Here is a 14287-nt window from a genome sequence, read left to right as displayed (position 1 = left end):
AAAGTCACTTTGAGATGCAACGAGTGCAAGCAGAGAAACTACAATACGATGAAGAACAAGAAGAACACCCCGGACAAGCTGGAACTGAACAAGTATTGCCGCTTCTGCAAAAAGCATACGCTCCACACCGAGACCAAGTAATGGCGACGAATTTAAGAAAGGGCGTGTGAAAACATGGCAGAAGAAAAGAAGAAGAAAGATCGCGGCCTTTGGTTCCGCGAGATGAAAAGCGAACTGAAAAAGGTCGTTTGGCCGAACAAGCAGACCGTGGCGAAGAATACCGGCACTGTGCTGCTCTGCTCCCTGCTGATCGGCGCCTGCATCTGGGTCTTCGATTTCGTGGCGATCTCCGCCGTGCAGATGATCCTGAGCCTGTTCGGCGCTTAAGGAGTAAGGAGCTATGTCAGACAGCGCGAAGTGGTATGTGATCCATACCTATTCCGGCTATGAGAACGCCGTCAAGACCAGCATCGAAAAATTCGTCGCCGGCCGCAACATGGAGGATATGATCCTGCGGATGGAGATCCCCATGGAGACCGTGACGGAGGTCACCGAGTCCGGCGCCACCAAAGAAGTGGAGCGGAAGGTGTTCCCAGGCTATGTGCTGATCAAGATGGTCATGACCGACGATACGTGGCATCTGGTGCGGAATGTCCGCGGCGTCACCGGCTTTGTGGGCACCGCCAACAAGGCCATCCCCCTGACGGAGGAAGAGGTGCTTGCCATGGGTATGGAGAAGCACGAGATCGTCGTCAAGTACAACGTGGGCGACCATGTGCGGATCGTGGACGGCCCGCTGGCCAGTTTCACCGGCATCGTGGAAGAGATCGAGCCGGAGAAGGACCGGGTCAGCGTGATGGTATCCATGTTCGGACGGGAGACCCCCGTGGACCTGGAACTGGATCAGGTCGAAGTCCTGAACTGAGCAACCGCGCCCGCCGGCGCACAAGTGGGAGGGACCGCCCAGGTCCCGCCAAAGACGGACGGTCCTCGTCCGCCACCACATTTATGATTTAGGAGGTGCTACTCCGTGGCACAGAAAATTACTGGTTATGTAAAGCTGCAGATCCCTGCAGGCAAGGCAACTCCCGCTCCCCCCGTTGGCCCCGCTTTGGGCCAGCACGGCGTCAATATCGCCGCCTTCACCAAGGAGTTCAACGAGCGTACCAAGAATGACATGGGCATGATCATCCCGGTGGTCATCACTGTGTATGCTGACCGCTCCTTCTCCTTCATCACCAAGACGCCCCCCGCGGCCGTCCTGATCAAGAAGGAGTGCAACATCGAGTCCGGCTCCGGTGTGCCCAACAAGACCAAGGTGGCCACCATCTCCAAGGCCTCCATCCAGAAGATCGCCGAGATCAAGATGAAGGACCTGAACGCCGCCAATCTGGAGTCCGCCATGAGCATGATCGCCGGTACCGCCCGCTCCATGGGCGTTGTCGTGGGCGACTAATTAACGACTAGCCGTGCGGCTGAAAGCCGCCCGATACAGTGGGAGGATCGGCTCAGACCCGTTCCGAAGAACCACTATGAGGAGGAAGTAACATTGTTTAGAGGCAAGAAATATCAGGAAAGCGCCAAGCAGATCGATAAGAATATGCAGTATGAAGCTGCCGAAGGCTTGGCCCTCATTTGCAAGACCGCCAGCGCCAAGTTCGACGAGACCGTCGAGCTACACGTGAAGCTGGGCGTTGATTCCCGTCACGCCGATCAGCAGGTGCGCGGCGCCATCGTGCTGCCCCACGGCACCGGCAAGACCGTCCGTGTGCTGGTGTTCGCCAAGGGCGACAAGGCCGACGCTGCCCGTGAGGCTGGCGCCGACTATGTGGGCGATATGGACATGGTGGAGAAGATCCAGAAGGAAAACTGGTTCGACTTTGACGTGGTGGTCGCCAGCCCCGATATGATGGGCGTGGTGGGCCGTCTTGGTAAGCTCCTGGGCCCCAAGGGCTTGATGCCCTCCCCCAAGGCCGGTACCGTGACCCCCGATGTGGCCAAGGCTGTGCAGGAGGTCAAGGCCGGTAAGATCGAGTACCGCCTGGACAAGACCAACATCATCCACTGCCCTATCGGCAAGGTGTCCTTCGGCGCCGAGAAGCTGACCGACAACTATAACGCGCTCATGGGCGCCATCGTCAAGGCCAAGCCCGCCACCGCCAAGGGCCAGTATATCCGCAGCTGCGTCGCCGCCTCCACCATGGGTCCCGGCGTGAAGATGAATACGGCGAAGCTGGTGTAAAATGAAAGAGGGGGACTTCGTCCCTCCTTTAGATCCCCCTCCGGTGACGCCGGTCACTGGAGCCGCCGTCCCCGGCGGCAAGGGGGAAATCGGCGAAGCGCCGCCAGCGGCGCTGACCACAGATTTTCCCCAGGCACCTTTCCTGAGCACTTGCGGGTGCGAGTGGGGGGAGGGGAGTGCGCTTTTTGAAAAAAGTGCGCGAAAATGTATATTGAAGGCTTGACTTTTGTCGGTGCCTTGAATATAATATCAGATGCGTTCCAAAGACAGCAGGTGGGCGAAAGCTGGAAATCCTGCCGAGGGCGGCACATCGTAAGATTGCTACTCCGTCCCTGTGTCTTTGCGGCACAGGGACGGTTTCCTTTTTTGAACGCACCTACAATTCCTATGGAGGTGAAAACAAGAATGCCTAACGCAAAGGTCTTATCCGAGAAGCAGGCCATCGTGGCCCAACTGACAGAGAAGATCCAGAAGGCCACCGCGGGCGTGATTGTCGACTACAAGGGCATCACCGTTGAAGAAGACACCGCTCTGCGCCGTGAGTGCCGCGAAAGCAACGTGGATTATGCGGTCGTGAAGAACACCCTGCTCCGCTTCGCTTTCAACAACACCGGCCTGAATGATCTGGACGATCTGCTGAACGGCACCACGTCTCTGGCGCTGTGCGATGATCCCGTGGCTCCCGCCCGTGTCATGGCCAACTACGCCAAGAAGCTGGACGGCAAGTTCGAGATCAAGGGCGGCTTCATGGACGGCAAGCCCGTCGATCTGGACACCATCAACTCTCTGGCTGCCATTCCCCCGCTGCCCATCCTGCAGGCGCAGGTCCTGGGTACTATGCTGGCTCCCATTACCGGCCTGGCTGTGGTCCTGAAGCAGATCGCCGAGAAGAACGGCGCTCCCGCTGAAGAGGCCGCCGAGGAAGCCGCTGCCGAATGACCGGCAAACAAATTTTAAAAATTACAATTAGGAGGCAATTACAATGTCTGAGAAAATCACCGCTATGATCGAAGAGATCAAGGGTCTGACTGTTCTGGAGCTGTCCGAGCTGGTCCACGCTCTGGAGGAAGAGTTTGGCGTTTCCGCCGCCGCTATGGCCGCTCCCGCTGCCGCTGCCGGTCCTGCTGTTGAAGAGAAGACCGAGTTCGACGTGGTCCTGACCGGCTTCGACGCCGCCGCCAAGATCAAGGTCATCAAGGTCGTCCGCGAGATCACCGGCCAGGGCCTGGCCGAGGCCAAGGCCACCGTCGAGAACGCTCCCTCCACCCTGAAGGAAGCCATCTCCAAGGACGATGCCGAGGCTCTGAAGAAGCAGATCGAAGAGGTCGGCGGCAAGGTCGAGCTGAAGTAAGCTTTCTTCCATACAAGAAAAAATTCCCTGTCCTCCGGACGGGGAATTTTTTTATCTCTCATGAGATATTTCGGGGAGTTCTGACGTTTTACTGTTGAAATGCATTTCAAGGAGGCACTTGCCCTATGCTGACAGAACGGGAATTCACTGCCGCTGCGGAGCGTTATCTGGATATGGCGTACCGCATCGCCCTGAACTGGTTCCGCAGTGTGCCGGACGCGGAGGATGCGGCCCAGGAGGCTCTGCTGCGGCTGTGGCGAGCGGAGACGGTGTTTCTGGATGAAGACCATCTGCGCCGCTGGCTGGCCCGTGTGACGCTGAACGTCTGCAAGGACATCTCCCGCAGTCCATGGCGCAGGCATACCGTGTCCCTGGAAATGGTCCGGGAACCGGCATTTTCCGACCCGGCTCGGGAGGAGCTGTTCCGGGCGGTCATGGCGATGCCGGGGAAGTATCGGATCCCGCTGTACCTCTATTATTACGAGGGCTATTCTGTGGCGGAAGTGGGGGAACTGCTGAGGCTGAATCCCTCCACCGTCCAGACACGGTTGGCCAGGGCGAGAGCAAAGCTGAAAACAGAGCTGACGGAGGAATGAGTGATGAAAAAGCTGTACCAGGAGACCTTTGATGAAATTCATGCCTCCGAAGCATTGAGACAGGAGGTCATGAACTTGACAAGACAAGAGAGAAGGAGCCCCAGGCGGCATAGGCTCCCCGCCGCGATGCTGGCGGCGGTGCTGGTGGTGATTGCCCTGATGGGCACGGCGGTGGCGGCTCTGGCGGTTCCCGGCAGTATCCAGGAGTGGTTTGCCAGGCAGTGGGGCAGTCCCATGGAGAAAGGACAGACAGAGCTGATCGACCGGCTGACCCAGGAGATCGGCGTCAGCGATACCGACAACGGCATCACCGTGACCGTAGATTCCGCCACCATTGGCGACAGCGTGCTGTGGTTGCTGCTGAAGGCTGAAGGGCAGGATCTCCAGCCGTTCCAGCATGACAACACAAATCCGGAATACTTTGTGCAGGGATTGAAATGCAAACTGACGCCGGAAGGAGAGGGGGAAGAGGTCGCGGAGTATGGGTTCGACCTCCCCTTTGCCGGCGCTGGCGAAGACGGAACACTGATGATGTTGCTGCGCTTCCTTCCCGTAATGCCTGAGGGCCAGTCCTTGGCGGACGGGACTTATCGGGGGGAACTGCACATGGAGGGCCTGCAAAAAAACGATGGGCAGAAAACGGACATCTTCCGGGGAACATGGGACTTTTCCTTCACCCTGGAGCCGACTGAGGAACGGCAGGTCCTGTCCGTGGGGGCCATCACCGTCTCCGGCGAGCGGCTGGAGCCCCGGGAGACCGTGGAAGTGGAGCTGCAAAATGTGGAGGTGACTTCCACCGGCTTTTGCTACACCATGGCGGAGGAAGAGAATCCGGAGTTCAAGGACATGATCCACATCCTCAGCGGCAACTGGAAGCTGGAATTACAGGACGGCTCGGAGCTGTCCCACAACGGCGGCGTCAGCCATTGGAGCCCAGAGAACGGCGGACAGCGGATCACGCATTATTATTGGCTCACGCCCATCGACCTCACGCAGGTCAAGGCGCTGTGGTTCGGAGACGACTGTTATCCCCTGAGCTGAAGACCCAAAAAAAGTCCGCCTGTCGGAGGACAGACGGACTTTTTTATGCTATGCTGTAACCCATGAGAAAGAAAATCCGTCTGGAAAAGTGAGAACGAAAGGGGAGGTGCGGGAATGGAGGACCGGGAGATCGTGGCGCTGTTCTGGGATCGGGACGGCGGCGCCATTCCCGCCGCCCAGGGGAAGTATGGGTCTCGGCTGCTGCGACTGACGGAGCAGCTGCTGCACAGCCGCCAGGATGCGGAGGAATGCCTCAACGACGCCTGGCTGAAGGCGTGGAACGCCATCCCGCCGGAGCGGCCGGACAATTTGATGGCCTATTTGGCCCGGATCTGCCGCAATCTGGCGCTGGACCGGCTGGACCGCCGGAATGCTCAAAAGCGTCAGGCCGAGGTGCTGGCCCTGACGGCGGAACTGGAGAACTGCGTGCCGGACAGCCTGCGCCAGCGGCAGGCGGCGGACCGGGAGGAGCTGGGAGCGCTGCTGACATCATTCTTGGAGGGGCTGCCGGCGGAGACGCGGCGGATGTTCCTGCGGCGGTACTGGTTTGGGGACCCCATCCGGGACATCGCCCGGCGGTTTGGCTGCGGCGAGAGCCGGGCCAAGGTGACATTGATGCGGACGCGGGAGCGCCTGCGGGACTATCTGGAACAGGAGGGGATCACGGTATGAACGGACGGGAGCTGTTGGAGGCCATGAGCTGTGTGGACACAGCTCTGGTGGAGGACGCGGCGGAGGGTCCCGCGCACCGCCGCATCCCGCTCAAGAGAGCTTTGACCATCGCGGCCTGCGTCTGCCTGCTGCTGGCAGGGGGCGCTCTGGCGGCGGAGGCCATCTGGGGCGTTCAGATCGGCGATCTGTTCACCAGCCAAGAGGAGTCCAGCTACTCCGTCTACGGCACGGTGCGGACAGTTCCGGACGGGGACTTTTCCCAGGAGCTCCACGACCATCTGCGGGACAACTGGGCGGTCTGGAACGCCAAGAGCAGGGAACAGCAAATGTTTTCCAGTACCCTGCCCGGTTCCCTTTACCAGAGCCATGAGACCTGGGCGGAGGGCACGGAACATTTGGGTGTGGAGCTGGTCAATCCCCTGGAGGAAGCGGACTGGCTGGAGCAGGCCACCTATGTGGGGATGCCCCTGGACGGCGAGCTGGGACGAAAGAAAGGTATTGAACACTGCACGTCTTACGTCTATGGAAACGAGAATGCCCAGGTGGAGACGGCCGCGTTGACAGCGGGCTACCGGACCGGGGAGATCCGTTTGACGCTTCGGGCGGAACTGCGGACAGAGTACGCCGGGGAGACGGCGGCCGACGGAAGCCAGGAAGTCGAGACTGGGGCGCTGTGGACAGAGGCGGTGAACATGTATTCCAACTCCATTGCCATGCCCGACGGCCAGGACGCGGCCCTGGTGGTCTCCCAGCCCCGGCGGGAGAACTCCTATGTCAGCATCGCCGCTTACTTTATCCAGGACGGCCTGCTGTATTCCCTGCGCGTGATCGGCCCCGACGGCGGCGACGAGGCGGTGGCGGCGGTCCGGGCGGTGCTGGAACAGGCATTGGACTGCTTTGCATAGGAGGAAATAGAATGAAAAAGAAATGGATTGTTGGCGTTTTGGCGCTGCTGTGCGTCTGCGCCCTCGGGGTCTGGTATGGAACTCGCTCCGGCAGCTCGGAATTCCCCGCCCCAGAGGAGCTGGCCACCATGACGGAAGAGGCTGCTACCAAGGCCCTGGCTGGGGTGTTTCGGGAAGATCTGTTGAAAGTTTGGGGAGATCCGGACGGCGAACTCTCCGGCATGTACGGAGACATCTATGCAACGCCAGGAGGGCGGAGCGTGATCGTCTATTACGATGTTTCTCTCGGTAAGGGACCTTGCGTCAGCATGGTGAAGCCCATTGAGGACTAATAAGAGAAAAAAGCCCTTCCCGCAAGCGGGAGGGGCTTTCAAGTTTACCGGTCAAACCGGTTCGTTTGGAAACCGGAGGGCTTTCATTACATCACCATACACAGCAGAATGGGCAGGAAGATGGCCGGGACCAGGTTCATCACCTTGATCTTGGTCAGGCCCAGCATGTTCAATCCCAGGGCCAGGATCAGCAGGGAGCCGACGCAGGTCATCTCCGCGATGACCGCGTCGCCCAGAAAGGGCTGCAAAAAGGAGGCGGCCAGGGAGATGATCCCCTGATACAAAAAGATGCCCACCGCGGAAAACGCCACGCCGATGCCCAGGGAGGAGGCGAATACGATGGAGCTGATGCCGTCCAGCACGGATTTGGCCTTCAGGGTGTCGTAATTGCCGGTGAGACCGTTTTCCAAAGCGCCCACGATGGCCATGGCGCCCACGCAGAACAGCAGGCTGGCGGTGACGAAGCCCTCCGCCACGGACGGACCGCTGCCGCCGTTTTTCATCAGCTTGGAGGATTTTTCCTGGACCCAGTCGCCTAGGGCGTGCATCCGGCGGTCCAGATCCAGCAGCTCGCCGATGATGGCGCCGATGACGATGGAGAGGATGGCGATCAGAGTGTTCTGGCCCTTCAGGCTGCCGCTGACGCCGATGTACAGCACGCAGAGGGCCACACCCTGCATAATGATGCCCTGGAGCCGTCCGCCCAGGGCGGCGCTGCCGGCGGGGAGGCGGCTGGAAAAATGCCCCGCCAGCCATTTCAGCAGCAGACCGGCGGCGGAGCCGGCCAGCACGGCCAGGGCGTTGATGATGGTACCTGTCAACATGGAGGTCTCTCTCTTTCTCTCATAGATTCCGGGACTTCAGCGGCCCACGATATCCCGCACAACGGCGCTGCCCAACAGCAGGCCGGCCGCGGCGGGGACCCAGGGATTGCTGGCTGGAACACTGCGCCGTCCCGGAGGCGGCGATTCCAGCTGAAGGGCGTCCACAGCCTCTTCCGGGCTGAACACCACTTTCTGGTGGTGGATGCCCCGGTTCCGAAGCTCCTTCCGCATGACCCGGGCCAGGGGACAGCCGTAGGTCTCGGCGATGTCGGCGATCCGCAGTAGGGAAGGGTCCAGCTTGTTTCCGGTGCCAAGGGCCATGACCAGAGGGATGTTCAGCCGCCGGGCGGTTTCCGCCAGGTCCAGCTTGCAGCTCACCAGGTCGATGGCATCCACGATGTAGTCGTAGCGGCAGCCCTCTGGAAAAAAGCGGTCCCGCTGGGCCGCGTCGTACAGGCCGTGGATGGGATGGAGGACCGCCGCCGGGTTGATGTCCCGGAGCCGGGCGGCCACGGCCTCCGCCTTGGGCTGGCCCACGGTGGAGGTCAGCGCCTCCAGCTGGCGGTTGATGTTGGTGACGGATACCGTGTCGCTGTCCACCAGGGTTAGCTCCCCAATGCCGGAGCGGGCCAGGCACTCGGCGGCGTAGCTGCCCACGCCGCCTAGACCAAAGAGGATGACATGGGCGCGCCCCAGCCGGGCCTGGGCCTCCGGCCCCCACAGCATTTCATTGCGGAGAAATCGCACATCCATTCCGGCACCTCCCAGAAATTGTGTGGGCCGCGGCGCTTTCCCCGCCGCGGTCAAAAGGGAAGCCGGCTTTTCAGCCGGCTTCCCGTGCGTTTGGAAGATCAGCCCACGTACTTGATACCGGAGCCTTTTTCAATGGTATGGCCTTCGCCATAACTGTTGTACCACTCATTCATGGCCTCTTCCTTCAGCGCGTCGGACACCTGCACCTGCCAGTAGGGGAGATCGTCGCCCACGAAATACATCACATGGTAGCCTTTGTAGTTGGTGCTCTCGCCGTAGACGATGCCGGTGTCGCCGGGCTTGCGGGAGGCGTCGAAGCACCAGTCGTTGAATTCCGGCACCATGTAGTTTTTGGGGAACTGGCTGTACAGGCCGCCGTTGGTGTTGGAGCCGCTGTCGGCGGACTTTTCGTTGGCCAGGGCGGTAAAGGAATCTTCGGTGGCGTCGCCGGCCTTCCACTGGGCCAGCAGCTCCTCGGCCTGGGCCTTGGTCTCGTCTTTCAGAGCCTGCAGGTCGGTCTCATAGGTGTCGGACTCGGTGTCCAGAGCGCTGTCGTCCACTGTCAGCAGGATGTGGCGGACGGCCACGGTGCTGTATTCGTCCCGGAAGCGGTCATGGAACGCCACCACATAGTAGGTGCTGCCGCTCTCCACCACGGCGGAATCGCCGGCCTTACGGGCGTCGTTGAACACCCACTCCTGAAGGGCGGAGCTGGTGTAGGTGCCGTTCTCCACATTGTTGTAGGAGTAATCCTCATTGGCGCCGGCCAGGGCCTCCAGATCGCCGCCGGCACGGAAGTCGGCCAGCAGCTTGTCCGCCGCGGCCTTGGCGGCCTCCTTGGCGGCGGCCTGCTCCTCCTCGGTGGGGTCTACTTCGTTGCCCTCGGCGTCGGTGGTGGAGGGAGCGGTGCCAGAGATGGACACATACTCGTATGCAGCCTTGTCGTAGACCCTGGTGTCCTCATTATAGGCGGTCTCCAGAGCGGCGTTATCATAGGTGAGGCTGTCCTCATGGGCCTGAGCGTAGGCGGTGTACTGCAAAGCCCGCATCAGCTGCTGGCCATAGATCTTCTGCGTCATCCCAGCGCCCATGGCAGCCTTCAGATACTGGGAGACAGACATGTTGTTGGCCGCAGCAGTGGTTTTCAGAGATTCCATGCGGGCGTCGTAGTCGGCCTGCACGCTGTCGGGATAGGTGAAGCCCTCGGCTTCAGCCTCAGCCAGCACCGATTTGACGGCGGCCATCTGGTTCAGGGTCGCGTCCACGAAGTAATCCTTCCAGGTCTGGCCCTCCTCCAGCTCTATGCTCAGCATGGCGGCGTCTGCCTCGGTCATGGTTTGAGTGGCGGGATCAGCCTGGGCGTTCAGGCTGATGTAGCCCATCATCATGTAGTAGTAATTGTTGTTGTAGAAGTTGTTGACAACGGTGTTGTAGTAATAATTCACCTCAGCGGCCGTGTACTTCTCACCGTCTATGGTGGCGGCGGTAGCGGTCTTTTCGATCACGTTGGACTTCCAGACGATGCAGGCGGCAGCCACCAGCAGGAATACCACGGCGATGACGCCGTACAGGATGCTGCTGCGCTTTTCCTTCTTGCGCTGCTCTGCCTCGCGGAGGGTCTTGGGATCGGTCCAGCCGCTGCTGGCCTGCGCCTGACGGGTCTGCTTTTCTCTAGATGCGCTCATTTGTGTTCAGTCCTCTCAAGTATTCAAGTGCAATGTTGCAAATCTTCAACGTTCACGCACTCATCCATTATACCGGATATCCGTACATAGTGCAAGTGGAAAATCCAAATCAAAGTTTAAAATGATTTCCTGAAACCAAACTGAAATGGAGGCTCTGCCTGAAAAGAGCAAAAGGGTGCCCCGCAGCGGCCGTGTAGACCTCGTTATAACCTGCACCTTTACGGACAGGTGGGTCGCCTCCAGCGCGCTTTATCGCTTCCAACTTCCAGCCGCAGACGGCAGCCGGGAGGCCTGCGAACCACGAACTGATCCGGCATCCCATATAACGAAATGTGGGTTAAAAAAAGGTCTATCACGAACCCCGCAGGGCACTTTTCTCACATGTTCGGGAGCGTTACTCCTCGTCGCTGAACAGCAGCTCCATGAACTGCTCGTACACCGCGTCCAGCTCCTCATCGGAATCCAGAGTCGAGAGAAGGTCCTCGCCGTCCTCATGGATCACCTTCAGGATCACCAGGCCGTTATCGGGATCGTCCTCGTTTTCGCCTTCGGTCTCGGCGGGAAAGAACGCCTGGTACATCTGGCCGTTATACTCCAGCGCTTCCACGAATTCCAGCACGATCTCGTTGCCGTCCTCGTCCGTAACGGTGATAAAGGTGGGGCCAAATTCTTCACTCATAAACGGTCCTCCTTCGGGGCCGGGCAGTGGTCCGGCCATCTCTTTATGGCTTCATTTTACCTGAAATAAAACGGGATTGCAAGAGCGGAAGTGGTGGAAAAGGGGAAAAGTTGGTCGTTTCAGACAGAACTATCCTGCCCAAAATGAAAAAAAACATGCGGAAGCAGAACTTTTTTTCGATAAAATATGACATTTTCAATGTTGACAAAGGGTGATACAATAGAACATATACTATGGTGTAGTTTAGGCTTCTGCCGCCAGCGGACAAGCAGGCGGCGGAGGATTTGGGAGATCGATGAAAAACAAGGAGGTACATCCCTTGGATCACAAGAAAAGGAACGAGCGCGCGCCCCGCAGGCGCGGCGGCGCGGCGGGGAAGATCTTTGGCTGCCTGTTCACGCTGATACTGATCGGCGTGTGTACCGGAGCGATGCTGGTGGGTATTTTCATGACCTATGTGAACACCACCTTGGCTCCCACCCTGCAGGTCCGGGCCGAGGATTATACCATGAACTTCAGCTCCGTGGTCTACTATCAGGACAAGGAGACGGAGGAATGGGTGGAATACCAGAACATCCACGGCCTGGAAAACCGTATCTGGGTCAACATTGAGGATGTGCCGGACGCGCTGTGGCAGGCCGTGGTGGCCATCGAGGACCAGCGCTTTTTTACCCACAACGGCGTGGACTGGCCCCGGACCATTGCGGCCACGCTGAATATGTTCAGCGGAGAGAACACCTCCTTCGGCGGCTCCACCATCACCCAGCAGATGCTGAAGAACATGACCAAGGACAACAATCCCTATGTGAACCGCAAGGTGCGGGAGATTTTCCGCGCCCTGGAATTTGAGAAGAACTACACCAAAAAGCAGATCCTGGAGCTGTATCTGAATTACATCTATCTGGGAAAGGGCTGCTACGGCGTCCAGACGGCGGCCCAGTACTACTTTGGCAAAGACGTCAGCCAGCTGAGCGTGGCGGAGTGCGCCAGCCTCATCGCCATCACCAACAATCCTTCGCTGTATGGCCCCCTGCGGGACGTCACCTTTACCCGGGATGACGGCACCACCACGACCCCCCGGGAGCTGAACAAGAAGCGCCAGGAGAACATCCTGGACAAGATGTGTGACGAGAAGGGAGAGGTGGTCGGCCCCGCGACCCTGGACGATATCGACGGCGACCCCTCCACCTGGACCACCTACCTGACCAAGGAAGAAAAGGAGGCCGCCAAGAAGGAGGTCCTGCGATTTACCGACGGCGACGAGACCGCTACCGCTAAGGAGCTGGTGGAGAAAGCCACCGGCGGAGCTGAGGTCAACAGCTGGTTTACCGACCAGGTCATCAAGGACGTGGCCGCTGACCTGGTGGAGGCGGGCCTGGCCCTGGATGACCAGCAGGCCATGACCCTCATCAACAATAGCGGCTACCATATTTATACGACGCTGGATCCGAAGATCCAGAAGATCGCCGAGAGCGTCTATCTGGACCGGACCAACCTGAAGAGCGGTAGCAACCCGGATCTGACCAGCCGGGACGGCCAGCCCATCCGCTCCGGCATCACCATCCTGGACCCCTACACCGGCAACATTGTGGCCACCGTGGGCGATATGGGCGAGAAGGAGGGCAGCTTGCTGTGGAGCTACGCCACGGACAAGCATCAGGTGGGCTCCTCCATCAAGCCCCTGACGGTCTATGCCCCGGCGATAGACGCCGGTGCGGTGACGCCGGGAACCGCCTTTGACGACTATCCCGTGCAGCCGCTGAACGGGAATCCCTGGCCCAAGAATTCCCCGGCGGGCTACAAGGGCCGGACGATGGTGAAAGACGGCCTGCGCCGCTCCGTCAACACCATCGCGGTGCAGACGCTGCAGGCCCTAGGCGAGGCGGAGTCCTACGCCTTTGCCACAGAGAATCTGAACCTGAGCCTGGTGGAGGCGGATCTGGGCCTCAGCCCTCTGGGCATGGGCGGCTTGACCTATGGCCTGAATACTGTTGAGATGGCGGCGGCCTACGCGACCTTTGCCAACAACGGCATTTACAACGAGCCTAAGACCTATCTGCGGGTCACCAAGGTGGATGCCGACGGCAACGAGACCGTGGTGCTGGAAAACGAGGGCGAGAGCCATGTGGCCATGAAGGAGTCCACTGCCTATCTGATGAACACCATGCTCCAGAGTGTGGTGACCTCCGGCACCGGCACCTCCGCCCGGTTCAACGGCATGACCATCGCCGGTAAGACTGGTACCACCAGCGACAACTACGACCGCTACTTTGTGGGCTATACGCCTTATTATGTGGCGGCGGTGTGGACGGGCTACAAGTCCAACGCCCGCATCAGCTACTCCGGCAACCCGGCCATAACCCTTTGGAAGCTGGTGATGCAGAAGGTCCACGAGGATCTGCCCAACAAGAGCTTCACAGCCTCCTCCAGCGGCGTCAGCAGTGTGCAGATCTGTGCGGACAGCGGCCTGCTGGCCACGGACGCCTGCAGGGCCGATATCCGGGGCAGCCGTGTTACCAGCGCCCCCATGGCCTCTGGAACGGCTCCCACAGAGAGCTGTACTATGCACGTCTTGGTGAACTACTGTACCGAGGGCCAGTGTCTGGCTACCGAGTCCTGCCCCGCAGAGTCGGTGACCCAGGTGGGCGTGCTGGACTATGAGCGGGTCGATTACGGACCAACTGTCAAAGCGGAGGATGATGCATACCTGCTGGCCAATATGGAGAAGGCCATCGGTCTGCGGCCCACGGTGGGCGAGGATGGTACAGAGACCTATCCCGAGATCATCGGATGCCCTGTCCATGCGGGAATGCCAGTGAGCGATCCGGACGACCCCAGCACGGGCCTGGACCCTAGCGACCCTAATTACAATCCGCCGGATCCCAATGAGGGTGATGGCGGGGAGGAGCCGCCCGCGCCGGTGACTCCTGAGGAACCGGCGGAGCCGGAACCCGCCGATCCCAGCGGCGGCGAGGGCGACTGGTGGAACGATCTGTGGGGTCCCACCGCAGCGCCATAACGTCATTTAGATAGAGAGCGCCCGGCGATATCGCTGGGCGCTCTTTTCATAGGATTATTGGTTCGACCTGTTGGCGGAAGCAAGCGACGCACTCAATCCGCCAGCCTGGCGCAGTCGGCAGGGCGGCCGGAGAGCATCTCCAGGCCATGGGCCAGGGCCGGAAGGACAGCCTCCAGGTTTTCCCTGGC

At 59.9% G+C, this 14287-nt stretch carries 17 protein-coding genes, 1 other RNA gene and 1 other annotated feature; of the genes, 13 read left to right on the top strand and 5 right to left on the bottom strand.

What is annotated here, in order from left to right:
- The 12 genes from rpmG to Q0Z69_RS14685 form a co-directional block, all read left to right on the top strand.
- Positions 1-141: 50S ribosomal protein L33 (rpmG, locus tag Q0Z69_RS14740; protein ID WP_298035160.1), on the top strand; the 141-nt coding region annotated here is incomplete at its 5' end.
- Positions 142-174: 33 nt separating this feature from the next.
- Positions 175-387: a preprotein translocase subunit SecE gene (gene secE / locus Q0Z69_RS14735; protein WP_298035158.1), complete on the top strand. Its 213-nt coding sequence runs from the start codon at positions 175-177 to the stop codon at positions 385-387.
- A gap of 13 nt (positions 388-400) precedes the next feature.
- Entirely contained in the window at positions 401-925 is a 525-nt protein-coding gene (gene nusG / locus Q0Z69_RS14730; protein WP_298035157.1) for a transcription termination/antitermination protein NusG, read from the top strand.
- Positions 926-1030: 105 nt separating this feature from the next.
- Positions 1031-1456, top strand: a complete 426-nt coding sequence (gene rplK, locus Q0Z69_RS14725; RefSeq protein WP_298035156.1) for a 50S ribosomal protein L11 — start codon at positions 1031-1033, stop codon at positions 1454-1456.
- A 93-nt stretch (positions 1457-1549) separates the two neighbouring features.
- Complete coding sequence (gene rplA, locus Q0Z69_RS14720; RefSeq protein WP_298035155.1) at positions 1550-2242, top strand: 50S ribosomal protein L1; 693 nt, start codon at positions 1550-1552, stop codon at positions 2240-2242.
- 242 nt (positions 2243-2484) lie between these two features.
- Positions 2485-2614 (top strand) — a sequence feature (ribosomal protein L10 leader region).
- Between the two features lie 33 nt (positions 2615-2647).
- Complete coding sequence (rplJ, locus tag Q0Z69_RS14715; protein ID WP_298035154.1) at positions 2648-3181, top strand: 50S ribosomal protein L10; 534 nt, start codon at positions 2648-2650, stop codon at positions 3179-3181.
- Between the two features lie 43 nt (positions 3182-3224).
- The gene (gene rplL, locus Q0Z69_RS14710) at positions 3225-3593 is read left to right on the top strand and encodes a 50S ribosomal protein L7/L12 (RefSeq protein WP_298035153.1); all 369 of its coding nucleotides are present in this window, start codon (positions 3225-3227) and stop codon (positions 3591-3593) included.
- 125 nt (positions 3594-3718) lie between these two features.
- Positions 3719-4189: an RNA polymerase sigma factor gene (locus tag Q0Z69_RS14705; protein WP_298035152.1), complete on the top strand. Its 471-nt coding sequence runs from the start codon at positions 3719-3721 to the stop codon at positions 4187-4189.
- A gap of 3 nt (positions 4190-4192) precedes the next feature.
- Positions 4193-5230, top strand: a complete 1038-nt coding sequence (locus Q0Z69_RS14700) for a DUF4179 domain-containing protein (RefSeq protein ID WP_298035151.1) — start codon at positions 4193-4195, stop codon at positions 5228-5230.
- Positions 5231-5344: 114 nt separating this feature from the next.
- Positions 5345-5902: an RNA polymerase sigma factor gene (locus Q0Z69_RS14695; protein WP_298035150.1), complete on the top strand. Its 558-nt coding sequence runs from the start codon at positions 5345-5347 to the stop codon at positions 5900-5902.
- On the top strand, positions 5899-6807 hold the full coding sequence (locus Q0Z69_RS14690; RefSeq protein WP_298035149.1) for a hypothetical protein: 909 nt from the start codon (positions 5899-5901) through the stop codon (positions 6805-6807). Before Q0Z69_RS14695 ends, Q0Z69_RS14690 begins: the two co-directional genes overlap by 4 nt.
- Before the next feature lie 11 nt (positions 6808-6818).
- Positions 6819-7139 carry a hypothetical protein gene (locus Q0Z69_RS14685; RefSeq protein WP_298035148.1) on the top strand — a complete coding sequence of 107 codons (321 nt, stop codon included), beginning with the start codon at positions 6819-6821 and terminating at the stop codon, positions 7137-7139.
- 86 nt (positions 7140-7225) lie between these two features.
- Here Q0Z69_RS14685 and Q0Z69_RS14680 read toward each other — a convergent pair whose 3' ends face one another.
- The 5 genes from Q0Z69_RS14680 to Q0Z69_RS14660 all read right to left on the bottom strand — a co-directional run bounded on the left by Q0Z69_RS14680 (position 7226) and on the right by Q0Z69_RS14660 (position 11080).
- Positions 7226-7960: a DUF554 domain-containing protein gene (locus tag Q0Z69_RS14680; RefSeq protein ID WP_298035159.1), complete on the bottom strand. Its 735-nt coding sequence runs from the start codon at positions 7958-7960 to the stop codon at positions 7226-7228.
- A 39-nt stretch (positions 7961-7999) separates the two neighbouring features.
- The gene (locus tag Q0Z69_RS14675; RefSeq protein WP_298035147.1) at positions 8000-8716 is read right to left on the bottom strand and encodes a tRNA threonylcarbamoyladenosine dehydratase; all 717 of its coding nucleotides are present in this window, start codon (positions 8714-8716) and stop codon (positions 8000-8002) included.
- A 98-nt stretch (positions 8717-8814) separates the two neighbouring features.
- Positions 8815-10401 carry a peptidylprolyl isomerase gene (locus Q0Z69_RS14670; RefSeq protein WP_298035146.1) on the bottom strand — a complete coding sequence of 529 codons (1587 nt, stop codon included), beginning with the start codon at positions 10399-10401 and terminating at the stop codon, positions 8815-8817.
- Positions 10402-10574: 173 nt separating this feature from the next.
- Positions 10575-10774: non-coding RNA, 6S RNA (ssrS, locus tag Q0Z69_RS14665), on the bottom strand.
- 21 nt (positions 10775-10795) lie between these two features.
- Complete coding sequence (locus Q0Z69_RS14660; RefSeq protein ID WP_298035145.1) at positions 10796-11080, bottom strand: DUF1292 domain-containing protein; 285 nt, start codon at positions 11078-11080, stop codon at positions 10796-10798.
- A 319-nt stretch (positions 11081-11399) separates the two neighbouring features.
- Between Q0Z69_RS14660 and Q0Z69_RS14655 the strand changes: the two genes are divergently transcribed.
- The gene (locus Q0Z69_RS14655; RefSeq protein ID WP_298035144.1) at positions 11400-14099 is read left to right on the top strand and encodes a transglycosylase domain-containing protein; all 2700 of its coding nucleotides are present in this window, start codon (positions 11400-11402) and stop codon (positions 14097-14099) included.
- The last annotated feature ends 188 nt before the right edge of the window (positions 14100-14287 follow it).

Origin of the sequence: uncultured Dysosmobacter sp., from assembly GCF_947631165.1 — a bacterium.
In the GTDB taxonomy this organism is placed as follows: Bacteria; Bacillota; Clostridia; order Oscillospirales; family Oscillospiraceae; genus Oscillibacter.
This window is presented reverse-complemented; position numbering and strand designations above follow the sequence as displayed.